Source organism: Oribacterium sinus (assembly GCF_963553175.1).
In the GTDB taxonomy this organism is placed as follows: domain Bacteria; phylum Bacillota; class Clostridia; order Lachnospirales; family Lachnospiraceae; genus Oribacterium; species Oribacterium sinus_B.
This window is the reverse complement of sequence record NZ_CAUVME010000005.1, coordinates 23,826-47,744: the sequence shown is the minus strand read 5'-3', so window position 1 is coordinate 47,744 and position 23,919 is coordinate 23,826. Positions and strand designations below refer to the sequence as shown.

Here is a 23,919-nt window from a genome sequence, read left to right as displayed (position 1 = left end):
AATCTTAGAACTGACTCTTATAAACTTTCCAATAAAGTGCTAATTGCATTACAACATTCTTCAAACTCAATGCCTTTAGCATAATCAAAGTCTTTTTGATAATTCTCCCACCGACTTTTCATAGAAGTACCTCAAGATACGGTCTAAGCTTCTCCTCTACATGAAGGGATCCAGCATAATTTGAAAGAAGAGGAATGTTCTTGTCTTTTCGCAAAACATATCGTTTAAAGGCCTCTACTACTACTTGTACATCCACGTGGTTTCTTGTTTTCAAAATATCACATAGCGTACGTTCTGCAGAATAAGCCTTCACGGGGTTTCCCGCCGGACTAGTAAGCTCTGTAGACCCCAGGCTATAAAATGGCTCCTTTGCCCCCTTAGCTAATATACCATCCTTTTTAGGATTAGATAAATTATAAGTAGCAGGAAAAAACATTTGAAACTTAAGAGGAGTTCTATCCGTCAAATCACAGAGAAAAAGAGCTGTTTCCAAGGCATAAATTCCCCTTTTATAGCGAGTTTGCAAATTAACAAATTCATCGTCCCACGCTTCCGGTAATATATAGACTCCTCTTCCGGAACGTTCTAAATCTCCTTTTTTTACAAGATGCTGAAGACTCCCTCTGGAAAATCCCGCATGAACCACCATGGCCGTTGTAAGAACAGCATTATTCTGTTTTGCAAGTTCCAGAATTTTCTGAGAATCAGTCATACAATCACCGCCTTTTTTTACTTTCTTGCTGTATATAATATGTTAAACAAGCATAAAAGTAAATTAATTTTTCTGCTGTAAGTAAAGAAGTATATCTAGCACATATTAATGAAAGTATTGAAAATACTTCCTATGAGATCTTCCTTTCAGTATCTTAATGTCTCTATCTTAGATCCAACACCATACTATCAAAGTCGATATACTCTTCCCCAATCTTAAAATACGCCGGTAAAGTTCCCACTGTCTCCGTTCCCTTTTCAAAAACAATGGCTATGGCAATCACGGAGAGAGGCACTGAAAGTAGTCCGCAAAGATACCATGCTTTCCCAAAATATTGATTCGCAAACTTCCATGTTTCTTCATTCCTCATGGACCTTTTTGTTCGGTATACAAATACATAATTGATTTCTTTCGGTGTTCTCCTGAAAAGTAGCCAGCCAAAGAAAAGCATAGTGAACGGAATCAGTAAAACTACGATTAGCATAAATATCCTAAATTCCATTTAAATTTCCTCCATTACTTTTACCTCTAAATGATAGATTCAGCCTCAGCTATACTTGAAAATCATTTTTCTTGCTCTTCTTATGTAATCATGAATAGTTTACTAAATCCAGGTTTATCCCATCATAATATTTTTTCCATAATGACCGCTATTCCCTGCTCATTTTCCTTTTCTACGCCCGCATCCGTAAAACCACATTTTCTCCAAAAGCTCCTACTTTGCATATTTCCTTTCATATAGGCCAACCTTACTTTTTTATAGCCTGCTCTTTTCCATGCCGTTAAAGCCTCTATAATAATAGCGCTCCCTTTCCCTTTTCCGGACTCTTTACTGTCCATCATGAACAAGCCAATGAAAATCGTATCTTCTTTTGGAAAGGAGAGAATAAAGTCCATAATAGCAATTAAGCTGTCATTTTCAAAAAAGCCGATATAAAACTTATCCTCAAAGCTTTTCCCCTCCGGTATTGCTTTTAAATCATTCAGTACCGTTTCCCTACATGGCTTTGGTGGGCAATACGCAAAGTATTGGGGATTGCCATTCTCTAGATTCAAAATCCTGGAGATATCCTCTTCCTCCATTTTTTTAATTCTATACTTTGTAGACAGTTGGCTGATGTTCAGCATACTTCTTCTATCTCCCCAATCCTCTTGAAATGTAATCTCTTTTATCTTTACAAACCTGTTTTTTAAGCTTTAGTTATCGGAATCCAAAGTTCCATTTTGTAGTCTTTGCTGTGCATATCACCTTCATAGTAATATTCAAAGTCAGGTTTTCCTGAATGAACATAGCCATGCTCAGGGAAAAAGACTTCCATCGCATATTTCCATCCATTATGAATGCAATCCGGAACACTTCCTATTAACTCTACAACTGCATACTCTGCTTCTTCCACTTCCAAAACATCTAATCCCATACTTCTTGCTTTGTCTGCACCTGTAACAATATAGCCTGCCATATAATTTATTGTGCTTGGATTTTCCACATCATGGCAAACGCCCATACTTTGACCGCTTCCCAAACTTGCAAGTTCATCGTGGCTATATTTTTCATATAGCTTATCCCATACACTCGGACATAATGATGAATTGATGCTTTGTTCATTTACTCCTGCAACTGTAAATGCTTGTTTCTTTTGAATTGTAATATTCATGCTTCTTCCTCCTCTTACACTTAGTGCTAATTGCACTCGTGATACTAATTTGAATGGTTTTCCATTTCTTACCTCAGAAGGAGTAAATCCATGAAAATTTTTAAAAGCTGTTCCAAATGAATCTGATGACTCATATCCAAATTTGAAAGCAACATCAATAATTTTTTCATCCGTATTTCTTAATATAACGGCTGCTTCCGTCAATCTTCTGCTTCTTAAATATTCTGAAAGCGTTGTTTCAGTCAGAATAGAAAACAAGCGACTGAACATTGAATACGAATATCCGGATAACTGAGTTACTTTCTTTTCATCAATTTCATCATCAAGAACTGTTTCAAGATAATCAATCGTATCGTTAAACGACTTGATAATATTCATTTCAATCCCTCCTTTCTTTCGGTTTATTTTAGTATAGAGGAAGACCTCTTTTCCTACCCTACAATATCTGTACAAGTTTTATAGGTTTCATCTCATAGAAACTTATACCTTGCTAAGTTCAACAAACTGAAGCTTGTTTGTCTCATTTAGCTTTCTTGGATTTCTTTTCTGGCAGTTCCGCATACATACCTTTCAGTAGTTCAGTAATCAAATCCATATCCTCAAATCTGTCGAATGCATACATCAATGTCTTTGAACCCTCATACGGATAACGCAATTCTGAGTCTGCAAGAAGTTTGTCCGATGTCGGCGTTCTCTTTAAAAATAGTTCATTATCGCAAATGTCACCTATCAGCTTACCGTTAAAATATATAAGGTATCCGCCCATCATGGATCTTATGACAATATCACCTGCTGCGGAAAAAATCTCACGAACAAATTCATTAAATTCATTCACTATGATTACCTCCTTCAAAATCAAATATTCCTTACTTTATGGCATACTCTTTCCCTATTTATCCTCAAAATTTCAGCAATCCATTTTCATCAAATTGAAAATTCGGTCCCCATGGAACTTCCCAATAGTATCCATCTAAATCCGAAAAATATGCGTGATATCCACCCCAAAAAACTTCCTGTGGCTCTTTTACAATTTTTCCACCTGCTTTTCTTACTAATGCAATTACAGTCTCTACATCTTCTTTATGTTCAACATTGTAGGCTAATGTAATTCCTGAAAATCCATTTCCTTTTGGTGGATTATTTTCATCAATATCTTTTGCTAATTGTTCCAAAGGAAATAGTTCAAACTTTGTTCCCGGAGTATCAAAAAAGCATACTGACGGATTATTTTCTCTGCAATCAGTCTTATATCCTAAACCATCTCTATAAAACTTTATTGACCTTTCCATATCTTTCACACCTAAACAAATACAAGTAATCTTGTTCATCGTTACCTCCTATGAATTCAAAGTTATCTACATCTTCAATAGATTCATAACCAAAGTAGTCATTATGTCTTTTTCCTCCGGCTTAGACTCTGCAATCATAAGTGTGATTGCCACTAAAGCTCCATCGCTAATTACCTTTTCTTCATTCCGGAATAATGCGTCATTTCTCCCTAGAAATTCCAAAAAAATGGATGCTGCAATCCGCTTACATCCATCAACACGCATTTTTTGCGTGTTGTTTTCTTTATCTAATTCATTTTCCTTAAAAACATTATTAACATGTTTACGAACCGTTTTTTCATCTCTATCAAAGAGTAATGCCATTTGATTAGAACTTAGCCATACTGTCTCATTTTCCAGAGAAACTGACAACTTAACTTCTTGATCATGTGTTTCAAATAAAATTATCTCATTATTTTTCTCATTCACCGTATTATCCCATCCTCACACGTTCCAATTTAGCAATCAATTCTATAAACCATATCCCCTGAATTCCAAATATTCAGGATTGCCGATACAGGTTCTTTTCCTTTCTCCCAAAGCCAGCCTGTATATGTTGTACTATAGCCGAAGTATCCTTCTGTTAAGATTTCAAATTCTGCATGGGCATATTCTTTCATATATTCTTTTAATCCGATGGCTTTTCCGGAAAATTCTCCCTCATATATAGTCCTATCAAATATCAAAATATTACATTCTTCTAAATCACTGTCAAAAAACAAAACTTCTCCGGAATATAATTTTTCTTCACCTTTCGTATATTGAAATATTGTATCCAACTCTATTGTTAGAACATCATTTTTAAAGCTAAACTTCTTTATCCTGCTATCATGCAAACCAAAAAGAATATTACTTTTCCTATCCTGCGTAAAATCCATCTCTGTCCCCCATACTTATAGCCCTAATTTTCCTAACCACTCCTCAATATCTTCTACAGAAGTATTCGGGAAAAGCATCAGTGTGTCCTCATTATTTTCATCACATAAGATCAATTCCTGTTCTTGATCAAAAAACAGGCTTAGCCATACAATAAAGCTTGCATAATCCCTCATTCTATTTTCGGAATTAAAATACTCTATGGCAAAGGTGGATCTTTTTCTATCCATTCGTAAGGTAAACTGATAGGACTCCGAGTAATTTTCCCAACAAATATCATAGGAAAATGACGCAGTCTTACTCTGCTCTATTCCTGTCCCCAGATACTTCTTTTCTATTTCCCTACTAAATTTTTCTAAATCAAAATCATGATTTTCCGCTTTATTTACATGAATAAAACTTGTTACAGACATCTCTACTTTCCCTCAAGACCAATGGTTTCGTATAAGACAAAATTTTTTCCTGCTAATATCAATATGCCGGAGCAGAATGTCTTCTTCTCAAAAATCAGATTCGGAAATTCTGTTCTTAGTTCATCCGCAACGCAATAGATTTCATCATTATCCCACTCATCCGCATATTCTTTTTTGCATTGATCTAATTCCTTGCGATTTGAAAAAGCGACATCTCCAATGAGAATCTTTCCGCCATCTTTAAGATGTGCAAGCAAATCTTTTATCAAAACAGTCTTTTGTGCATCCGTTAAGTGATGAATAGAATACGTCGCAATAATAAAATCAAAGGACTCTTGCTTCAGTTCATCCGCTAAACCCTTTGAAAAATCCCCCTGATAGAGATGTGCACCTGGCATCTTTTCACACGCGAGCTCTATCATTCTTGAGGAAAAATCCTGTCCGTAAATAGTGCATCCGTTCTCATATAGTCTTGTGGTTAATGTACCTGTCCCGAACCCGAGGTCCAAAACCACTGCATTAGGCTTTTCCATTATGATTTTGTAAATATCTCCCAGAATCCTCTTGTACCCGGCAAAGGGATAACGATTCTCTTCTTCCGATACCCCGACTGATTTATCGTAATCATCCGCCCATAAATCAAAACCTTTACTATTTAACATTTTCCCTCCTCTACTCCTGCTTTTCTATCGTATGCCCCTGCTTTTCCCGCCTTTACCCTACCGGACAAGATGCATCTCTCGCTCAAAATACTCGGTTTATTTCGCGTGATAAAGCAACCGGACTTCCCATAATCCCGCCAGAGAATAGCCGGCTATGCCTATAAAACTCGCCTTTCCGTGAATTCTTTCCGTAGCCCAAGAAAATAGCGGACAGTCCGCTTTCTCCACCTGAAATAAGCTTAGTTTATGATTACACAAGGTAAAATCTTCTCTATGCATAAGCTACCTCTCCCGGTTTTTCTCCGTATACCCTATCTTAGATCCAACACCATACTGTCAAAGTCGATATACTCTTCCCCAATCTTAAAATATGCCGGCAAAGTTCCCACTTTTTTAAAGCCGAATTTTTTGTACAAATGAATGGCGCGACTATTGTCTCCTCGCACTTCCAGATAAATGAGCTCCAGGGCATTTTCCCTGGCATAGTCTATAAGCTTTTGCATAAGTTCGCTTCCAATACCGCTATTCCACTCCGCCTTTACCACGGTGAGCCCCAACTCTGCCCTATGACTCATTCTCCTTGGGAAAGCCCTTAATTCTCCGCTTCCCACAAGCTTTTCGTTCTTCCAAGCGAAATAACATACCGATTTCGGATCCCTGGAAAAGTTCCGAATTTCCTCCTGCTCTTCCTCTACGGAAATTGGAAATCCTTCCTGTCCAAAGGATAAATTGTCTGTTTCCGAACCTACCTGTCTTGCATAAGCTATTCTTGCTTCCGCATCCTCAGGTAGAGCTTCTTTAATGATAACGTCTTTGATTACGTCTTTAGTAACGTCTTTAATAATGTCCTTCATAATATCTTCCCTGCAAAATCACTATGATGCTTTATTTAATACTTTACCCAATACTTGACTCAGCACTTACGCATTTATTTGTTCACCACTTTACTCAACACTTATGCAATACTCCATTCCTTATTTCTTAAACGAGCAGGTCCTTATAAAGTCATTCACCTCTGCCCCGGCTTCCAGATAACGAAGCAAAATCTCCGCACAGGCATGACTGTCGCTGTCCGCCCGGTGGTGTTGAAGGGAAATCCCAAAATCCTCGCAGACCATATTTAACTTGTGGCTCCTGTCGGGAAAGAGGCTTCTGCCCATTTTCACCGTGCAAAGGTAGCGGGCATAGGGCTTCCAATCAATACCATAGTCCAAAAGGCAGTTTTTCAACACATTCATGTCAAAAGAGGCATTGTGGGCCACCAGCATTCCGTCGGAAAAAAGTGGCTCAATCTGCTGCCATAATTCCGGAAAGGTGGGAGCATCCTTGACACTGGCCTTACTGATTCCGGTCAGTTTTACATTGAAATAGTCAAAGTCCGTTTCCGGATTCACAAGGGAATAAAATTCCTTGCTGATTTTTCCCTCGTCCACCACGGTAATGCCAATGGCACTCATACGGTTGTTCTTCCGGTTCGGTGTCTCCACATCAAAAACAATAAAGCGTGCCACGATATCCTCCTAGCCTTTCAAGGGCAGCCGCCCTTTATCTCTTCTACAAAAAAACCGTTGTCTCCCAATTTTACTTGCGAAACAACGGTTTTTGCAAACATTATTTTCTTCTATAACATTTTCCGCTTAAAAATCTACCTCTGTATCATAGTAGCAACACTTTAGGAGTTTCTCCATTTCCTCTACGCTGGGCTGACGGGGATTGGAGCCTGTGCAAGCATCCGCAATCGCATTTACCGCAATGTCATGAAGTCTTTCTAAGAAAATGTTCTCCGGTACAAATCCCTGCTCTGTTGGATAAGAATCTGCACCGTAGTTCTTGATGCAATGAGGAATATTCAGCTTGTCGTTTAAGCCTCTAACATAGCTAATCAATGCCTTTACCTTATCATCGTCGTTATTTCCGGAAAGACCGATAACATCCGCAATCTTTGCATAGCGCTTCTTTGCGGTTTCATCCTTCGCATTGAAGGCGATAACTTTTGGAAGGTACATGGCATTTGCCGCACCGTGAATGATGTGCGCTCCGAAATCTCCGAATACCGCTCCGGTCTTATGAGCCATGGAGTGGACAATTCCAAGAAGTGCGTTTGAAAATGCCATTCCTGCAAGGCACTGGGCATTATGCATAGCATTTCTAGCCTCTTTGTCTTCATTGTAAGAATCCACCAGGTCGTCCCGAATCATTTCAATGGCATGCAAAGCCAAAGGATCCGTATAATCGCAATTTGCAGTGGAAACATAAGCCTCAATAGCATGGGTTAAAGCGTCCATTCCGGTATGCGCCACCAGCTTTTTCGGCATGGTCTGTGCCAGAGCAGGATCTACGATAGCCACATCGGGAGTGATTTCAAAATCCGCAATGGGATATTTGATTCCCTTTTCATAATCTGTGATAATGGAAAATGCGGTTACCTCGGTAGCGGTTCCGGAAGTGGAAGAAATCGCACAGAACTTTGCCTTCTTTCTCAGCGTTGGAATACCGAAGACCTTACACATATCTTCAAAGCTGCACTCCGGATACTCGTACTTAATCCACATCGCCTTCGCCGCATCAATGGGAGATCCTCCGCCGATTGCCACAATCCAATCCGGTCCGAAGTCCAGCATCTCTTTCGCACCTTTCATTACGGTATCTACGGAAGGATCGGACTCAATCCCTTCAAACAGCTTTACTTCCATTCCCGTTTCCTGTAAGTACTGTACTACCCTATCCAAAAAACCGAAACGCTTCATAGATCCGCCACCCACGCAGACAAAAGCCTTCTTTCCCTCGAAGGTCTTCAGCGCCTCCAATGCATTTTCTCCGTGATAAATGTCTCTTGGTAATGTAAATCTCATCTCCTGCCTCCTTTTAGAGCTGTCAACTTTTACATACCCCACATGCTACACCCCATTTCCGAGAATGTCAATAAATTAACAATATTGTTTTTTGAAATAATTTGCCCTATATATTGAGTAATGCATATTTTGAAAGCAAGAGATGAAGAATTAGGAACTAAACCTATTTTCCAAAAAAATAGAGGAGGATTCTTCCGAAGAAAAATCCTCCTCTTATCATGTATTCCGTGCTCCGGTTTCAGACCTGTACTGCAGGAAAGTAATCCATTACAGCTGATATAGCTTTGTGTACTTCTCCTCAATGTAATCCAAGAAATAGTTTACATTAAACTCTTCCCCGGTCACCATTTTCATAAGCTCCGGTGCCTCATAGCGGAAACCGTAGGTATGGATGTGTTCCTTCAGCCAGTTCATAATTCCATCAAAACGGTTTTCTTCCAAAAGCTTTTCTACATCCAGGTCCTTTCGCATGGCCTGCATATACTGGGCCGCAAAGGCTGTTCCCAAAGCGTAGGTGGGGAAGTAGCCGAAGCTTCCGTCCGACCAGTGCACATCCTGTAAGATGCCTACTTTATCATTGGGCACATCCACTCCCAAATACTCCTTGTACTTTGCATTCCAAGTCTTATCCAGTCCCTCTGTAGAAATGCTTCCGTTAAATAAGCCCTTCTCGATTTCATAGCGAATGAGAACGTGCAACGGATAGGTCAATTCATCCGCTTCCGTGCGAATAAAGGAAGGCTTGGACACATTGATTGCCTGATAAAATTCCTCTAAAGACACCTCTCCCAGTTGCTTTGGAAAATGCTTTTGCAGCTTAGGATAATGATATTTCCAAAAAGCCATGGTTCTTCCCAGATAATTTTCGCAAAGGCGAGACTGGGACTCATGCATACCGGAAGACACTCCCTCGGATAAAATCATACCGTCATACTTCGGGTTAATATTATGCTCATAGTAGGCATGTCCTACCTCATGCACCGTAGACAAAATGGCAGAAATCACATTGTTCTCCAGGTATTTCGTAGTGGTACGGCAGTCATTTTCACAGGTCCAGGAAGTGAAGGGATGCTCGGATTCATTTTGATAGCCCCAGGAAGAATCAAAATGCAGATACTCTAAAAGACCTTCCATAAACTTCTTCTGCTCTTCCACAGGGAAACTCTGCTTAAGAAAATCCTCCCGTAGCTGCTTAGCCTTTGTGACCTTCTGAATGAGGGGTACCAGTCTTTCCTTTAGAGCGGCAAAGAAGGCATCATATTTTTCCTCGTCCATTCCCGGCTCAAAATCATCCAGCATCTGGTTATAAATACTCTTTTCACTCTTTCGATAGCCGTAAAGCTTCTTCTGGCTCTCAATTACCTTTTTCAGATAAGGGGCAAAGAGAGAATAATCCGCCTTTGACTTTGCTAAAATCCAGGCATCAAAGGACTCGTCACAAAGCTTTTTAAAATCTACAAACTCCTCCTTGGGAATGCAAAGGGTATCCAGAGCCTGCTTGTAATAAAGCTGAATGGCTCGCTTATTTTCCGCGTCCACCTCGGGATCCTCCTGCAAATCCTTTAGTAATGCCACAATTTCCGGATCGGTTTCCAAGCTGAAAAGCTCCCCTGCCAAAAAGGCGGAACGCGCGTCCCGATAGCTTGCCCCTGCCTCCGGCGCCACCGTCTGCTTATCAATGCCAATGATATTTAAGGCCATTTGATAGGCAGAGCATTTAAACAGCCAATCCTGATACTTCTTTAATTTTTCTTCAGTAGTCATATTTTTCCTTTCTTACAATTGTTTTACTATAATACATGCCGGTACGAGAATATTCTGATATAATGATTTTATGGATTTAACGTTAGCGTTTTTTTCATTTTTACAAAACTGCCAACGTTAACTTTAATATTTCGTACTGTATTTGCTATTATATACTATGAACTAATAAGTTAGAAAGGAAGAATAATATGACTTGGTATCCTCGTGAAAACTACCTTAAGAAGATTCGTGACTTTTATCACGAAACCGATATTATTAAAGTAATCACCGGTGTGCGAAGATGTGGTAAATCCTGTCTTATGGAAACAATTGCCAACGAATTAAAATCGTCTGGAATTCCTAGTAATCATATTTATTTCTTCGACTTGGACAGTAAGGACTATCATAAAATTACAAATCCGGAACAATTGGAACAGCTATTGGAATCAGTTCCGAAAGTGCGTGGAACAAAATATCTTTTTATTGATGAGATTCAAAATGTAAAGGACTTTGAACTAATTCTTAACAGCTTTCGTAGGTCTAATGAATGGTCAATTTTTATTACCGGTTCAAATTCATATCTCCTAAGCGGAGAATTGATGACAAAACTAACCGGAAGATATATTGAATTTGAGATGTTCCCACTTTCGTTTGAGGAATACGAAGGCATTAAAAAATTCTATGGAAAAAAAATTGCTTCCGACCGACAAGAAGAATTACAAAACTATATTCTTGAAGGCGGTTTTCCCAGAACAATACAACTGGAAAATATTGCCGCAAAGCGTAGATATGTTCAAAGTGTTATCGAGGAAATTTTTGAAAAAGACATTAGAAGAAGGCTAAAAATCCGTAATAAAAATACATTTGAAACAGTCCAAAAATACATCATCAACAACTTTGCTGCAACAACCAGTCTAAAAAGCTTAAAAAAAGCCATTGAACAAAATGGAACAGCTATAAGCGAAGCCACGATTGCAAGATATGTTAAAGCCTTGTTGGATGCGAAAATTCTTTGCGAATGCCCCAGGTTTGATATGAAGTCCAAAAAATCCTTAAGTGGAGAAAAGAAATACTATTTAGCTGACACCGCTTTTTATTTTGCTCAGAACACGGACAACAGAATTAACTTTGGTCCTGTTCTTGAAAATATCACCTATATATATGCAAAATCTCATGACTATTCCGTAGCAGTTGGGAGAATAGGGAAGCTGGAATGTGATTTCATATTAAGAAATAACGAGATGCGTTACTCCTACATACAAGTTGCATATACCATTGCATTATCAAAGGATACTGAAGACCGTGAGTACAGACCACTTGAATCCATTAAGGACAATTATCCAAAATATGTTGTTACTGCAGACTCTATTCTGCAACAGAGAAACGGTATTGAGCATATTAACCTTATTGACTTTATGCGAAATGGAAAAGAATTTTTGGCTTAGTTTATAAAATATATTTTCGGTTATAGGAGTAAGGGGCTGTAAAGAATAACTTAATTATATACAAAATATAACTATATTATTTTTTTCAGCCCCTTCTGCACTATAAAATTCATTCTTCTATTCGGCCCTATAGCATTCCAAAATTACAGCTTAATTTACAAGAATGCTCTTACCGTTTGATTTTACAGTTAGGCATTACCGTTTTGTTTTACACTCTGGCAACGCCACTTTTCTTTGCGGCTTCCGCTACGGCTTTAGCTACTGCGTCCTTGACTCTTTCATCAAAGGCTGCGGGTAAAATGTACTCGGCATTTAATTCCTGATCGCTCACCAGTTCCGCTATGGCATAGGCTGCAGCAACCTTCATTTCATCATTGATATCCTTTGCCCGCACATCCAGGGCACCTCTAAAGATGCCCGGAAAGCATAGTACGTTATTAATCTGGTTGGGAAAATCCGACCGCCCTGTAGATACTACCGCAGCCCCTGCCTCCTTCGCATCCTCCGGGAATATTTCCGGAATAGGATTGGCACAGGCAAAGATAATGGGCTTCTCCGCCATGCTCTTCACCATATCCTTATTCAGGGTTCCCGGTGCGGAAACACCGATAAAGACATCCGCATTTGTGATAACATCAGAAAGACTTCCCTTTTCCATGGAGAGATTGGTAATCTCTGCCATTTCCATCTTAATGGGATTTAAGTTCTCTCTCCCCTTATAAATAGCACCTTCCCTATCCGTCATAATCACATGTTTTGCTCCCATGCTTAAGAGCAGTTTGATAATGGCGATGCCTGCCGCTCCGGCTCCGGAGGTCACAATCTTCACTTCTTCGATTTTTTTCCCGGTAAGCTTTAAGGCATTAATCAGACCTGCCAAAGTGACCACCGCAGTACCATGCTGGTCATCATGGAAAATAGGAATATCGCAAACTCCCTTTAGTCTCTTCTCAATCTCGAAACAACGGGGTGCGGAAATGTCTTCCAGATTTACTCCCCCGAAGCTTCCGGCCAGGAGGCTCACCGTCTTTACGATTTCCTCCACATCCTTCGTTCTTACGCAGAGCGGAATGGCATCCACATCTCCAAATGCCTTAAACAGTACACATTTTCCTTCCATAACCGGCATACCGGCTTCAGGACCTATGTCTCCCAAGCCTAACACCGCAGTTCCGTCCGTTATCACTGCCACCGTATTCCAGCGTCTGGTCAACTCATAGCTTTTCTCCACATCCTTCTGTATCACTAGGCAGGGTTCCGCAACTCCCGGGGTATAAGCAAGACTTAAAGCCTCTTTGCTATCTACCTTGGCTCTCGGTGTAATCTCCAGCTTTCCCTTTAATTCATAATGCAGTTTCAATGATTCCTTCGCATAGTCCATTTTTCTTCCTCCATACTTTATATCATTTCTTCCGGTTTAAACACTTCATCAAACTTCTCTTCCGTCAAGAAGCCAAGCTGTAGGCAGGCCTCTTTTAAAGAGATGTTTTCCTGATAGGCCTTCTTCGCTGTCTTCGCCGCATTTTCATAGCCGATATAGGGATTTAAGCAGGTTACCAGCATCAAAGAGCGATGCAGGTTTTCCTGCATTTTCTCCTTGTTCGCCTTGATGCCAACAACACAGTTCTGATTAAAGGACAGCATGGCATCGGAAAGCAGGCGTACAGACTGCAAAAAATTGTAAATGCACACCGGCATATATACATTTAGCTCAAAATTTCCCTGAGAAGCCGCCATGCCCACTGCTACATCATTGGCCATAACCTGAACGGACACCATGGTAAGCGCCTCGCACTGGGTGGGATTGACCTTTCCCGGCATAATGGAGCTTCCCGGCTCATTTTCCGGAAGGAAAATTTCTCCAAGACCGCATCTTGGGCCGCTGCCAAGCCAACGGATGTCATTGGCTATTTTCATTAAATTCGCCGCCAAGGCTTTCAAAGCACCGTGGGCGAAAACCAGTTCATCCTTGCTGCTAAGGGAATGGAATTTGTTGTCCGCCGTTTTAAAATCCTTATGTGTCAGTTCCGAAACTGCTTTAGCCACTTCCAAATCGAAACCTTTAGGGGCATTGAGTCCCGTTCCCACCGCAGTTCCGCCAAGAGCCAGTTCCCGAAGCCCGGGAAGGCTTAATTGAAGCATCTCTTTCGATTTTTCGAGCATCACTTTCCAGCCGCTGATTTCCTGAGAAAAGCTAATCGGTGTGGCATCCTGCAAATGGGTCCGCCCTGTTTTTACAATGCCTTCATTTTCCTGCATAAGGCTTTCAAAGGATTGAATGAGGGTGTCAAGACTGGGAAAAAGTCTCTCCTCGATTTCCAATGCTGCTGCGATATGCATGGCTGTTGGGAAGGTATCGTTGGAGCTTTGGGACATATTGGCATGGTCGTTTGGATGAAGTAGCTTTTCTCCTGCCATTTCATTTCCCCGATTGGCAATGACTTCGTTCACATTCATGTTGAACTGGGTTCCGCTTCCGGTCTGCCATACCACAAGGGGAAAATGCTCGTTGAGTTTCCCCTCTAAAATCTCATCACATACACCGGAGATCAAAGTTTTTCGTCTTTCATCCAGTTTGCCAAGTCGGTTATTGGCGATTGCCGCCGCCTTTTTTAAAATGGCAAAGGCACGAACAATCTCAGCGGGCATTTTCTCCGTTCCTATTTTAAAGTTCTCAAAGCTTCTCTGGGTTTGTGCCCCCCAGTATTTTTCCACCGGAACCCGCACTTCCCCCATGGAATCGTGTTCTGTTCTATAGTCCATTTCTTTTCCTCCATACAGCATTTACAACAGGGAAAATCACTTCGGGTAGATTTTATCAAAAAAATGGCTGACGGAACAGGCTGGATTCTATCTTGTCCTTCATTTTTAATCTTTACATCGTTTAGATTGAGTGCTATCATCTAATCAGTGTATAGATTAAAGCAAAAAAGGAGTATGCTTTGAAAGCCGATACATACCATCATGGGAATTTAAAAGAAGAATTAGTAGAAAAAGGCCTGGCCTATATCGATCAATATGGTCTGGAAGCCCTTTCTATGCGTAAACTGGCAGATTCTACAGGCGTCAGTCCTGCCGCGCCCTATGCCCATTTTAAAAATAAGGAGGCTTTTCTGTCCGAAGTTCGTAATTATGTGAATCATCGATTTTATTCGACATTGGTGAAAGCCACGGAAGATTGTTCCGACCCTTCCAGAATTCTTTTCAATTTGGGAAAAAGTTACGTCCTCTTTTTTTATGAAAATCCTCTGTATTACCGGTTCTTATTTTCTATAGAAGATATTGATATAGAAAATTATCCGCCGTTTGTATTATTCAAAAATACCGCAGAAAAAGTATGGAAAGAGGAATCCGAGAATCGGGATAGTACTTCTATTCTCCATTCAAAAGTAATTGCACTCTGGTCCCTGGGGCACGGGCTGTCTTCTATCGTAAACATGAAAGGCGCTGTAGACACGGATCATCTCGAGGCGGAAGTCGAGCAGATTCTGAGCTCCATTCATGTATAAGAGACGACGCAAAATTGATTTCCAACTTAATTCATGTATAGGGGACGAAGTAAAACAGATTTTCGACCAAACAATATATAGGAGTATAAATGATAGGGGTATATTTAAGCGGTACAGGAAATACAAGGCATTGCATCCAAAAATTTCTTACTGTACTAGATTCCGATGCGAAATGTGTTCCCATTGAGGATAAAGAATCTATAGATGCCATCCGAAAAAATGATGAGATCATTCTTGCTTATCCGACACAATTTTCCAATGTGCCATTTATGGTAAGAGATTTTGTCATTCGGCATAAGGATGTCTGGAAAGGGAAAAAGATATTTTTAATCACCACCATGGGTGCATTTTCCGGTGACGGAACAGGGTGTCTCGCCAGAGTTTTAAAAAGATATGGTGCAATTATCCTTGGCGGTTTGCAGATTCGTATGCCGGATGCGGTTTGTGACAGTAAATTACTGAAAAAGTCTTTAGAAGAAAACCGAAGAATCATCCATGAAGCGGATAGAAAAATCGAAAAGGCAACAAGCGCGATTAAACAAGCCGGTAAATATCCGCAAGAAGGCTTAAGCTTTCCGGCTAATCTCGCAGGCTTATTCGGACAAAGATTATGGTTTTACCATAAAACCACAGGATATAGTAAGAAACTGAAAATCAGTGATGACTGCACTGGATGCGGATTATGTGCCTCTATCTGCCCCATGGGAAATCTACGTATACGAAACGGCAAAGCCGTCAATATGGAAAAATGCACCATGTGTTATCGTTGCATAAGTTCCTGTCCCCAAAAAGCCATTACACTTTTAGGAAAAGAAGTCATCGAACAGTGCCGGTATGAGAAATATGTTTAGGATGCAAAAAAGTTTATTTAAAGCACAAAGAAGAGCTTACATGCTCTTCTCTCCTGTGTATTTTTGATAAGTATATTGTCCATGGGCGTTGGTCGCCTTGCCGTCCCCGTAATATATGGCATATTTCGGGCATCGGTGAAGACATCCTAGACACATAGTGCAATCTTCCTTCACCCAAACCGGCTTTTTGTTCTGCATTTCAATCGCCTGAACCGGGCATTTCTTAGCGCAAAGTGTACAGCCAATGCAGGCGTCAGACACAGAAAGATTCTTTGTCTTTCGTATTTTGCCGTCATAAATCTTTTTCGCCACCCTTCCTACAAATTCCGGCACCATGAAATCCATCTCTTTTCCTTTTTTCTTTTTGAAAATCGATGCCTTAAGCTCAGTGATTTCCTCTTCCGCTTGCTTTAAGCTGTTTTTAACTTTTTCCGCATTGGATAAGTCAAAAATCACAGTCCAGGTATCCGGCATACGAATATCGAATTTCGCATCTAAGGCTAAACCCTTTTCTTTTAAAAGACTATCCGCAATCGAAGATGCTGCCCCCGTTGTCGTTCCGAAGGTTCCCACATAAAAACTGTACGGCTTTGTTTCATACTGAAGCTTCAACTTTTCCAAGAACGCATAAACAATGCTGGGAAGTCCCCAAGCATAGGTAGGGCTTAAAATCCCAAACCTTCCATCTCTTACCGTATAGGCATAGCTTTCTGCCTTGCAGGCTTCCTCAATAGATATCATTTCTTCCTGCGGCTCTTTAATTTTCTCTGCTACATGCTTGGTATTTCCGGTAGCTGAAAAATAAAATAACATCTTACTCCTCACTTTGTTTTTTTATTAATGCCCTATGTTCTTCACTCGTACTGTTCCTTTGCTTAAATAGTTTCATTGTAGCAGAACTTTTGGAGAATGGACGATCGGTAAAGAAAATCAAGACGGATACTTCTAAAGATAGTTTCCTATCTGATGTCTTTTTGTAAAATATACTTGACATATTAAAAACAAGGTGTATATTGGTTATGTAAATTATTTACGACATTTTGTAATACACATTGCTTTCCGTAAAAAAGTGAGAAAGCAAGGAAAGGAGTTTTCGATGAATTATTTTAATTTAGGAATAGCTGTAGGTTTTTTTACCGTTACACTGCTAGTTCTCTTTCGAAACAGATTGAGTAAGGACAAACAAGATTGTTATGATGAAAGGCAGGTAATCGTCCGTGGAAAGGGCTATCAATACGCTTTTTTCACCACCATGGGGCTTCTCATGCTGTACGCTGCCTTTGCCGAGCCCATTGAAAAGTATATGGAAGCCGGGATTATCCCTCTTGCCATTCTTCTTTTCTCGGGGCTAATCCTCATGGGATACTGCCTTTTCCATGATGCCTTCTGGGGGCTTATCAGTAAAAAAAATAAAAGAATGGGTGTTACCGTATGGGCTCTATACAGTGTACTGAACATCATGCATATCGTTGATAATAGCTCTCCTGATAAAATGTGGATTGACGGAAGGCTCAGTAGCCGTTTTATGGTTCCTCTCCTTCTCAGTATCTTTTTTGCCATTGCCCTGATTCTCATGCTCCTGAAGAATCGAATGAAGAATGACGAAGAGTGAGGTGGAAAATGAAGAATCTCCGTTTAAAATCCGCTAGAGCGGGAAAAGACCTGTCCCAACAGGAACTGGCGGATCTGGTAGGCGTCAGCAGACAAACCATCAATGCCATAGAAAAAGGGGACTATAACCCTACCATCCGCCTCTGCCTTGCCATTTGTCATGTACTGGGGAAAACATTGGATGAGCTGTTCTGGGAGGAAGAAGCCGATTAGCTGTATAAAAATAAGACTGTAGAATTTCCGCAGTGTAGGTCTGAAGTCGGGGCACGCTCTCGCTAGCTTCGCCTCGTATCGGATACTAAGCGAAAAACTACGTTTCTCTTGTTTTTCGCAAGTACCGACGGGCTCAGACTACCCCGTATTCAGACCTACAACTGCATGAAAATCACCACTTTTCTACAGTCTTATCTTTCACATGCTAATCATAATGTACATTAGTACAAACCGGACATGACGGAAGCATCATATCTATTTCAAATCCCTTATCTCCTTCATAAAACACTCACTTCTCTTCGCTATCCTCGTTTTCTCCGCAAAGCTCTTTTAATTCCTCAAAGCTATAATCCCGATAGACCTTTCCTCGTCCCAGCAAAGAATCTGCCGTTTCCGGCAAGGCTTTCAGTAAGGTTTCCGGCTGAATTTCTTTCGGCAAAGGAATTAATTCTCCATCCGCATCTTCCGCCTGATGTGCCATGAAAATAAACTCTTCCTTTTCCCAGTCTATGGCAAAGTGATTCATCACCTCTGTAGCAGAAACTTGCAGAAGATTTTCCTCTTCAGAAATCATATTTTCATAGAGAAATTCGTACAGAGCTTCCCTACCGATTTTGATTACTCTAACGGTTTTCTCCTTCATCCTTTTCCTCCCTAATCTTTATCCGAACTTTATCCGAAGATAGCTTCCCTAATTCGTTTCTGTTCGAAATACAGATAACAAATACTAGCTTGCTCGTAACAAAGTTCCCCAATGTGACAAAATACCGTCCAAATATATAATTTATTGCATCACGACTTGTTCGAAATATAACGACTTGTTCGAAATATAACTATCCCCTTGTCCTTTCTCCTTTTTATGATAAAATAACAATATTATTATGATAGTAAAACAAAAAGGAGAACCCCTATGATTAATATCCGTCCGGTTTCCGACTTAAGAAACAAATTTCCCGAAATTGAAGATGTTGTTGTTAATTCCAATGCTCCGGTATTTCTCACAAAAAATGGGTATGGAACAATGGTTTTAATGAGTCTTGAACAATATTCTGCCTTGACCGATGATACAGAAAAAAAACTGGATGAAGCAGATGCCCTTGCAGCAAGCTCTACAACTCGACTCTCTAAATCTGAAGTTTTTGATTCTGTAAGGAGAAGGATTAATGAACAAGCCAAAATATAACTTAAGTTTTCTCCCAATCTTCCAAGAAGATTTATACGAAGTAACAGACTATATCACCAATGCCCTCAAAAATCCGGGTGCAGCTCACCGATTGCTTGATGATATTGAATTCGCAATCAGCAAACGACTAGAAATGCCTCTTTCATTTCCAAAGTACCAATCTTCTAAATTAAGAAAGCAAGTTTACTACAGAATCAATGTAAGAAACTTCTCGATTTTCTATGTAGTAATAGGCAATACAATGGAAGTAAGAAGATTATTATATGCAAAGAAAAATATTGATGAATTACTCAGATAAATTTTGTCTTAGCATTTTTTATATCAACTAGCTGGAGTATTTCGGACTTCTCTTTCATCCTTTTCCTCCCTGATCTTTATTCGAACTTTATCCGAAGATAGCTTCCCTAATTCGTTTTAAACTCTCTTCATTTTCCAAATATTCATGCATAAAGGGATACATAAAGAAGCTCATGGGGCGAACCTGCGTAGGACTGGCTACATCCCAAAGCTTGCTTTTTGCCCAGCGCTTTATCACTTCCAATACCTTGTCTTTTTATCCAAGATACCCATAGCAAATACAAGCTTGCTCGTAATAAAGTTCCCCAAGATTCAAGTCCTTGATTCTTTCATAATAGTCCACGGTATCCTCCGGACTGCCCTTCATAAAAAGTAAATTCAGAAGCTTCATCTTATCAAAGTCTTTTTCAGGATTCAGCTTTCCTTCTGCTATCAATTCTGAAGCCGTTTTTGGTGCTTTTGGCGGCTGATACTCTCTGCTTCTTGATTCCGGTAAAATATCCTGCTGCAAATAGTTCAGGAGAATCTTACAATAATTGTATCGTTGGCAAGAGCCTTTAAGGCATTTCTCTTCCTCTGCTTCCATTAAGCGACTTTGTTCTTCTTGAAGAGCCAAACTGACTTCCGCCTCCCGTCCGATTTTCTTTGCCGCAAAGCACATGGCCATCATATATTCGTTAGCTACATTGGAATAATACCACTCATCCCAAAAGGGCATTAGAAGAAGGGTATGGCTTACCGCTTCTTCATACTTTCGGTCAAAAAACTCCACTCCGGCCCTTACCGCAAGATTTTGATGGGGAAACTTCTTTTCAAAAGCTTCCAGCTTCGACAAACTTTCATAGGAGCCATTTTTGATTTCCTCGCAAATGTCTCGGTACTTCTTAGGTAGTTTTATTGCTTCCATAAGCTTCCCTTTCTCGGACAATATTCCCGTTATCATTACTGCTTCCCTGTAATATCAAAATCCGGATTCCTCTCAGTCTAGAGTCTGTAAAATCTCATCCACGAACTCCAAAAGTCCTGCTGCTGCATAAATCACCTCATCCGGATCATGGATATAGCAAAGAATCTGTCCCTCTTTTCCCTCCTTATCCGGGTCAAAATCCAGCATTAAAAAGCAACTGTCACAATACTCCGCAAAGGGAATCCATTGCTTATGAAAAAGATAAGGCTTAATCCTGCTATCCCGCATTTTCTCTATTTCTTCTTCGGTGAAAAAATCCGGAAACTCTGTCAGAAGAGCATCTCTGTTTTGGAAATATTGCTTTGTCTTCTCCATCTGCTCTAAACTCATTAGAGAAAATGACATTTCCACATCATGGATTGTAGAAGGTAAGATGCTGAAATATTTGCTTCCGTTTTTATAGCTGTAAAGCTCCTTAAAGTCTTTCGGGAACTTGATGGAGAACTTCTTCTCAAAAGCCTCTATCTCTTTCTGCGAAGCTCCGGGAATCTCTTGATACTCCCCCCAATATCCCTCTTCCATCGGATCATCCAAGTCCAGTTCTTCAAAATTCTCTAAAACGTACTGTTCTATCCGCTTTATCTTCTGAATGAGATTCATTTCTACTCCCGCCTTCTTTTATCATAAATATTCGATTTTATCCCGAATATTCAGCACAAAAATGCTTCTGATTATTCTTAACAACTGATGGTAATTATACTATATTCTAAAGTCTTTGACTCTGTAAGAAGAAGGATTAATGAGCAAGACAAAAAATAACTTAAGCTTTCTCCCCATTTTTTCTACCGTAAACCAAATGGTCAGCTTAATAAAGAATATTGACTTTCTATTTTTCAATTGTATAGTATAAATAAGATTATCATAAATTAGTTTATAATAAAGAGGACCAATGTATGAAATTTATAGGCAGAAAAAACGAGCTTAGTAAACTGGAAGAGGAATATAATCGTAACAGCAGCTTTGTGGTTATCTATGGTCGCCGTAGAGTTGGAAAGACAACGCTTATTAAAGAATTTCTGAAGGAGAAAACTGCATTCTATTTTCTTGCCACAGAAGAATTGGAAAGCCAAAGCATGAAGCGATTGGCAGGCGTTATGGCTCGTACAACAAAAAATACATTACTGCAAAAAACAACATTTACGGATTGGTTGGATTTGTTCCAAGTGATTGCTGACTATAAGCCCGAAGAGAAGAAGGTGTTTGTCATTGATGAATTTCCATATCTTGTAAAGACCAATTCGGCTTTTCCCTCTATTTTGCAAAATGCTTGGGATGAAATTTTAAAAGACAGTAATGTGATGCTGATTCTGTCCGGTTCTTTCATCGGTATGATGCAGAAACACGCCCTGTCCTATGACAGTCCTTTGTACGGCCGTAGGACAGCGCAAATACGCTTAGCTCCACTGCCATTCATGGATATCTATGCTGTACAGAAGATGCCCTTTGACCATGCCGTAGAACAGTATGCTGTAACAGGCGGCATCCCGAAATATCTCGAGTTTTTTGAAGATGGACGTCCTTTGGAAGAACAAATCAAGGATAATGTTTTATCTAAAAATGGTTTCTTATATGAGGAACCTAATTTCTTGTTAAAAAGCGAGTCCATGACAGCAGTAAACTACTTTTCCATCATTAAGGCGATTGCGGACGGCAATCATAAACTAGGCAAGATTGCCGGCATACTTGGTCAAGAAAGCTCTTCTCTGACACCATATCTATCTACACTTTTGGATTTGGGATTTATAGAAAAGAGAACGCCGATTACTGAAAAAAATCCGGAAAGATCCCGCAAGGGTCTATATTTTATTGCGGATAATTTCATCCGTTTCTGGTTCCGTTATGTTTATCCCTATAAAGGCGAACTGGAATTGGACAATATGCAGATTGTGCTGGATGAAATACACAAAGATTTTCGGGAGAAATTCGTAGCATTTGCTTATGAAGATATCTGTAAGTCTATTTTTGTGGAGTTGTGCAACAATAAGGCATTTCCTTTTTTACCATCTCGTATCGGCTCTTACTGGTTAAATGATTTTGATAGTGATACGGAAATAGATGTAGTATCCGTAGATCATCAGAACAAACGGGTATTTACCGGTGAGTGCAAATACCATGCAAATCCGATAGATGCACCGGTGTACTTCGCATTAAAAGAAAAAGTGGATTGTTCCGCAGAAATTCGCAAGGCTTTTCCGGGATATGAGATTATCTATGGCGTGTTCAGTAAAAGCGGCTTTACACGGCGTATGCTGGATATTGCAAAGGAAGGTTCCGGTATTCTTCTGATAAATGAAGACGTCTTATATAAAGGATATAGTGCAAGTTCATTGGAATTACTTTAAAAAACCTCTCTTAGATCTCATTCCACTGTAGTTCTTTCGGATTTTCCGGAAAAAAGCTGCGGCCGACAACCTCATCGCGTAAGCGAATGCCCTATCCAATATAACTCCCCTGTGTTATACTTAAAAAGTTCTAGAATACTACTTTTTTTACTATTGTAGCCAAGGTAGAGAGAACAAAGAAAGGAGATCAAAAATGGGTTTAAGCCAGGAAGAACTAAAGAAAATAAATGAACTTAAGAATACTGCACGGTTTCAACACAGCTGGAAAGCCATACGAAATATCCTCACTTGGAAAGAAAGAGTACAACATTATTTTATTCGGAACATGCTTCTACTCTTTCTTTGCTTTCTTGGCGGTGGCGGTTTAATGCTCCTCCTAGATGAAGGTATTCTTCCCCGCAGTGATTTCATGAACGGACTTATGAAACACCTCTCTAGGCTGGTTCTCTTTCTTGTGGTACTTCAAATTCTCAGTGTCCTATTGTATAGCCTGATAGGTCCCGGTTGGGAAGCAAAGCAAAAAGCCAAGCTCCGCAAGCTTTATGAAAGTGACATTCTGGCTCCGATACTGCAAGTCCTCTATCCTTCAGCAAAAGTCGATACGGAACATCATATCTCCTTGAATAATATAGAAGAAGTCGTACCTTCTGCAGAACACTATATTCAATCCGGAATACTGAAACGCAATGATGAAAGGGATCTCGAAATAGTAGATTTATATGCATTCAGTGTCGAAAAAGGAGATAACGGTTACGAAGATGTTACCGAATTTCTCGGCCAGGTCTACTCCATAAAGAATACGCTCTCTTTAAAAGGAAAATTATGGATCGTTCCGACACATCGTTTCCTTAACTTGGAGACCGAAGACGGCTATCTTGGCACCATGTATAAATACAAGCAAATCGATGTAGAAGATATACAGCATAACGAACACTACAACATTTACTGCACAGACGAACTATCTGCAAGGAAGTTCTTAAGCCCCACTGTTATCGAATGGTTTAACAGCATGACTTCCCGCCGCAAGCTTTCCTTCTACAGTAACGAATCTCGCATTTATTTTGCAAATTATAATGATAAGTATTTCTTCGCCGCTGCGGATGACAAGAAAAAATTCAGGGCATGGCGAATGGAAGACGCGGCAAGGAAGATAAGCTATGCCATGGACTTTGCAAACGAAGTGACGGAGATGCTACATAAGAACGAAGGTTTTTCATAGGACTCCGCTTTTCTATGCATAGATTTTCTTTCTTTGCATAA

Annotated in this window: 31 protein-coding genes; 9 read left to right on the top strand and 22 right to left on the bottom strand. The window is 39.9% G+C overall.

Translation table 11 applies throughout. The annotated features are described in order from the left end of the window. Positions 1 to 118: 118 nt before the first annotated feature. The 15 genes from RYO92_RS02375 to RYO92_RS02305 all read right to left on the bottom strand — a co-directional run bounded on the left by RYO92_RS02375 (position 119) and on the right by RYO92_RS02305 (position 10,262). Positions 119 to 712, bottom strand: a complete 594-nt coding sequence (locus RYO92_RS02375) for a type IV toxin-antitoxin system AbiEi family antitoxin domain-containing protein (RefSeq protein WP_315001504.1) — start codon at positions 710 to 712, stop codon at positions 119 to 121. Between the two features lie 163 nt (positions 713 to 875). Next, positions 876 to 1,163 (bottom strand): SdpI family protein, encoded by a 288-nt coding sequence (locus RYO92_RS02370; RefSeq protein ID WP_315369405.1) that lies wholly within the window; start codon positions 1,161 to 1,163, stop codon positions 876 to 878. 173 nt (positions 1,164 to 1,336) lie between these two features. Next, entirely contained in the window at positions 1,337 to 1,840 is a 504-nt protein-coding gene (locus RYO92_RS02365) for a GNAT family N-acetyltransferase (RefSeq protein ID WP_315001499.1), read from the bottom strand. 62 nt (positions 1,841 to 1,902) lie between these two features. Beyond that, entirely contained in the window at positions 1,903 to 2,745 is an 843-nt protein-coding gene (locus RYO92_RS02360) for an AraC family transcriptional regulator (RefSeq protein ID WP_315369361.1), read from the bottom strand. Positions 2,746 to 2,887: 142 nt separating this feature from the next. Further along, complete coding sequence (locus RYO92_RS02355) at positions 2,888 to 3,202, bottom strand: TfoX/Sxy family protein (RefSeq protein WP_009427913.1); 315 nt, start codon at positions 3,200 to 3,202, stop codon at positions 2,888 to 2,890. Positions 3,203 to 3,266: 64 nt separating this feature from the next. After that, on the bottom strand, positions 3,267 to 3,695 hold the full coding sequence (locus tag RYO92_RS02350; RefSeq protein WP_315369360.1) for a VOC family protein: 429 nt from the start codon (positions 3,693 to 3,695) through the stop codon (positions 3,267 to 3,269). A 27-nt stretch (positions 3,696 to 3,722) separates the two neighbouring features. Beyond that, a complete protein-coding gene (locus RYO92_RS02345) occupies positions 3,723 to 4,124 on the bottom strand; it encodes a virulence factor (RefSeq protein ID WP_315369359.1) in 402 nt (133 codons plus the stop codon). A 29-nt stretch (positions 4,125 to 4,153) separates the two neighbouring features. Further along, entirely contained in the window at positions 4,154 to 4,573 is a 420-nt protein-coding gene (locus RYO92_RS02340; protein WP_315369358.1) for a hypothetical protein, read from the bottom strand. Positions 4,574 to 4,588: 15 nt separating this feature from the next. Next, positions 4,589 to 4,984 carry a hypothetical protein gene (locus tag RYO92_RS02335; protein WP_308579582.1) on the bottom strand — a complete coding sequence of 132 codons (396 nt, stop codon included), beginning with the start codon at positions 4,982 to 4,984 and terminating at the stop codon, positions 4,589 to 4,591. 2 nt (positions 4,985 to 4,986) lie between these two features. Further along, the gene (locus RYO92_RS02330) at positions 4,987 to 5,646 is read right to left on the bottom strand and encodes a class I SAM-dependent methyltransferase (RefSeq protein WP_315369357.1); all 660 of its coding nucleotides are present in this window, start codon (positions 5,644 to 5,646) and stop codon (positions 4,987 to 4,989) included. 96 nt (positions 5,647 to 5,742) lie between these two features. Next, the gene (locus tag RYO92_RS02325) at positions 5,743 to 5,925 is read right to left on the bottom strand and encodes a hypothetical protein (protein WP_315369356.1); all 183 of its coding nucleotides are present in this window, start codon (positions 5,923 to 5,925) and stop codon (positions 5,743 to 5,745) included. A gap of 32 nt (positions 5,926 to 5,957) precedes the next feature. Further along, a complete protein-coding gene (locus tag RYO92_RS02320) occupies positions 5,958 to 6,500 on the bottom strand; it encodes a GNAT family N-acetyltransferase (RefSeq protein ID WP_314670870.1) in 543 nt (180 codons plus the stop codon). Positions 6,501 to 6,620: 120 nt separating this feature from the next. Then, positions 6,621 to 7,157, bottom strand: a complete 537-nt coding sequence (locus RYO92_RS02315) for a 3'-5' exonuclease (protein WP_315369355.1) — start codon at positions 7,155 to 7,157, stop codon at positions 6,621 to 6,623. A gap of 126 nt (positions 7,158 to 7,283) precedes the next feature. Further along, positions 7,284 to 8,498 carry an iron-containing alcohol dehydrogenase gene (locus tag RYO92_RS02310; protein WP_315369354.1) on the bottom strand — a complete coding sequence of 405 codons (1,215 nt, stop codon included), beginning with the start codon at positions 8,496 to 8,498 and terminating at the stop codon, positions 7,284 to 7,286. Positions 8,499 to 8,765: 267 nt separating this feature from the next. Continuing rightward, positions 8,766 to 10,262 (bottom strand): carboxypeptidase M32, encoded by a 1,497-nt coding sequence (locus tag RYO92_RS02305; RefSeq protein ID WP_315369353.1) that lies wholly within the window; start codon positions 10,260 to 10,262, stop codon positions 8,766 to 8,768. Between the two features lie 188 nt (positions 10,263 to 10,450). Between RYO92_RS02305 and RYO92_RS02300 the strand changes: the two genes are divergently transcribed. Next, positions 10,451 to 11,686 (top strand): ATP-binding protein, encoded by a 1,236-nt coding sequence (locus RYO92_RS02300; protein ID WP_315369352.1) that lies wholly within the window; start codon positions 10,451 to 10,453, stop codon positions 11,684 to 11,686. 208 nt (positions 11,687 to 11,894) lie between these two features. On the opposite strand, the gene RYO92_RS02295 is transcribed toward RYO92_RS02300, so the two are convergent. Together RYO92_RS02295 and fumC are read right to left on the bottom strand one after the other, a co-directional pair. Then, the gene (locus tag RYO92_RS02295) at positions 11,895 to 13,067 is read right to left on the bottom strand and encodes an NAD(P)-dependent malic enzyme (protein WP_315369351.1); all 1,173 of its coding nucleotides are present in this window, start codon (positions 13,065 to 13,067) and stop codon (positions 11,895 to 11,897) included. A gap of 17 nt (positions 13,068 to 13,084) precedes the next feature. Next, positions 13,085 to 14,449 (bottom strand): class II fumarate hydratase, encoded by a 1,365-nt coding sequence (gene fumC, locus RYO92_RS02290; protein ID WP_315369350.1) that lies wholly within the window; start codon positions 14,447 to 14,449, stop codon positions 13,085 to 13,087. A gap of 179 nt (positions 14,450 to 14,628) precedes the next feature. On the opposite strand from fumC, the gene RYO92_RS02285 reads away from it, so the two are divergent. Together RYO92_RS02285 and RYO92_RS02280 are read left to right on the top strand one after the other, a co-directional pair. Next, complete coding sequence (locus RYO92_RS02285; RefSeq protein WP_314346164.1) at positions 14,629 to 15,195, top strand: TetR/AcrR family transcriptional regulator; 567 nt, start codon at positions 14,629 to 14,631, stop codon at positions 15,193 to 15,195. Between the two features lie 89 nt (positions 15,196 to 15,284). Next, entirely contained in the window at positions 15,285 to 16,046 is a 762-nt protein-coding gene (locus RYO92_RS02280) for an EFR1 family ferrodoxin (protein ID WP_304070896.1), read from the top strand. A gap of 36 nt (positions 16,047 to 16,082) precedes the next feature. Here the strand turns inward: RYO92_RS02280 and RYO92_RS02275 are convergent, their stop codons facing one another. Then, positions 16,083 to 16,859: an EFR1 family ferrodoxin gene (locus tag RYO92_RS02275; RefSeq protein WP_314346161.1), complete on the bottom strand. Its 777-nt coding sequence runs from the start codon at positions 16,857 to 16,859 to the stop codon at positions 16,083 to 16,085. A 283-nt stretch (positions 16,860 to 17,142) separates the two neighbouring features. Here RYO92_RS02275 and RYO92_RS02270 point away from each other — a divergent pair, with 283 nt between their 5' ends. Both RYO92_RS02270 and RYO92_RS02265 read left to right on the top strand, forming a co-directional pair. Further along, positions 17,143 to 17,658 (top strand): hypothetical protein, encoded by a 516-nt coding sequence (locus RYO92_RS02270; protein WP_304070900.1) that lies wholly within the window; start codon positions 17,143 to 17,145, stop codon positions 17,656 to 17,658. A gap of 8 nt (positions 17,659 to 17,666) precedes the next feature. Further along, positions 17,667 to 17,870, top strand: coding sequence for a helix-turn-helix transcriptional regulator (locus RYO92_RS02265; protein WP_304070903.1), 204 nt, complete (start codon positions 17,667 to 17,669; stop codon positions 17,868 to 17,870). 289 nt (positions 17,871 to 18,159) lie between these two features. Here RYO92_RS02265 and RYO92_RS02260 read toward each other — a convergent pair whose 3' ends face one another. Then, the gene (locus RYO92_RS02260; protein ID WP_304070906.1) at positions 18,160 to 18,513 is read right to left on the bottom strand and encodes a hypothetical protein; all 354 of its coding nucleotides are present in this window, start codon (positions 18,511 to 18,513) and stop codon (positions 18,160 to 18,162) included. 267 nt (positions 18,514 to 18,780) lie between these two features. On the opposite strand from RYO92_RS02260, the gene RYO92_RS02255 reads away from it, so the two are divergent. Both RYO92_RS02255 and RYO92_RS02250 read left to right on the top strand, forming a co-directional pair. Next, positions 18,781 to 19,053 carry a type II toxin-antitoxin system Phd/YefM family antitoxin gene (locus tag RYO92_RS02255; protein WP_304070909.1) on the top strand — a complete coding sequence of 91 codons (273 nt, stop codon included), beginning with the start codon at positions 18,781 to 18,783 and terminating at the stop codon, positions 19,051 to 19,053. After that, on the top strand, positions 19,034 to 19,351 hold the full coding sequence (locus RYO92_RS02250; RefSeq protein WP_314346371.1) for a type II toxin-antitoxin system RelE/ParE family toxin: 318 nt from the start codon (positions 19,034 to 19,036) through the stop codon (positions 19,349 to 19,351). The genes RYO92_RS02255 and RYO92_RS02250 overlap by 20 nt, the downstream gene beginning before the upstream one ends. An 87-nt stretch (positions 19,352 to 19,438) precedes the next feature. Here RYO92_RS02250 and RYO92_RS02245 read toward each other — a convergent pair whose 3' ends face one another. The 3 genes from RYO92_RS02245 to RYO92_RS02235 form a co-directional block, all read right to left on the bottom strand. Continuing rightward, on the bottom strand, positions 19,439 to 19,594 hold the full coding sequence (locus RYO92_RS02245; RefSeq protein ID WP_315369349.1) for a hypothetical protein: 156 nt from the start codon (positions 19,592 to 19,594) through the stop codon (positions 19,439 to 19,441). A 12-nt stretch (positions 19,595 to 19,606) separates the two neighbouring features. Next, positions 19,607 to 20,257 carry a hypothetical protein gene (locus RYO92_RS02240; RefSeq protein WP_315369348.1) on the bottom strand — a complete coding sequence of 217 codons (651 nt, stop codon included), beginning with the start codon at positions 20,255 to 20,257 and terminating at the stop codon, positions 19,607 to 19,609. Positions 20,258 to 20,329: 72 nt separating this feature from the next. Continuing rightward, positions 20,330 to 20,917: an SMI1/KNR4 family protein gene (locus RYO92_RS02235; RefSeq protein WP_315369347.1), complete on the bottom strand. Its 588-nt coding sequence runs from the start codon at positions 20,915 to 20,917 to the stop codon at positions 20,330 to 20,332. Positions 20,918 to 21,210: 293 nt separating this feature from the next. Here RYO92_RS02235 and RYO92_RS02230 point away from each other — a divergent pair, with 293 nt between their 5' ends. Beyond that, a complete protein-coding gene (locus RYO92_RS02230; protein ID WP_315369346.1) occupies positions 21,211 to 22,659 on the top strand; it encodes an ATP-binding protein in 1,449 nt (482 codons plus the stop codon). 193 nt (positions 22,660 to 22,852) lie between these two features. Continuing rightward, on the top strand, positions 22,853 to 23,878 hold the full coding sequence (locus tag RYO92_RS02225) for a DUF3137 domain-containing protein (protein WP_315369345.1): 1,026 nt from the start codon (positions 22,853 to 22,855) through the stop codon (positions 23,876 to 23,878). Positions 23,879 to 23,919: the final 41 nt, after the last annotated feature.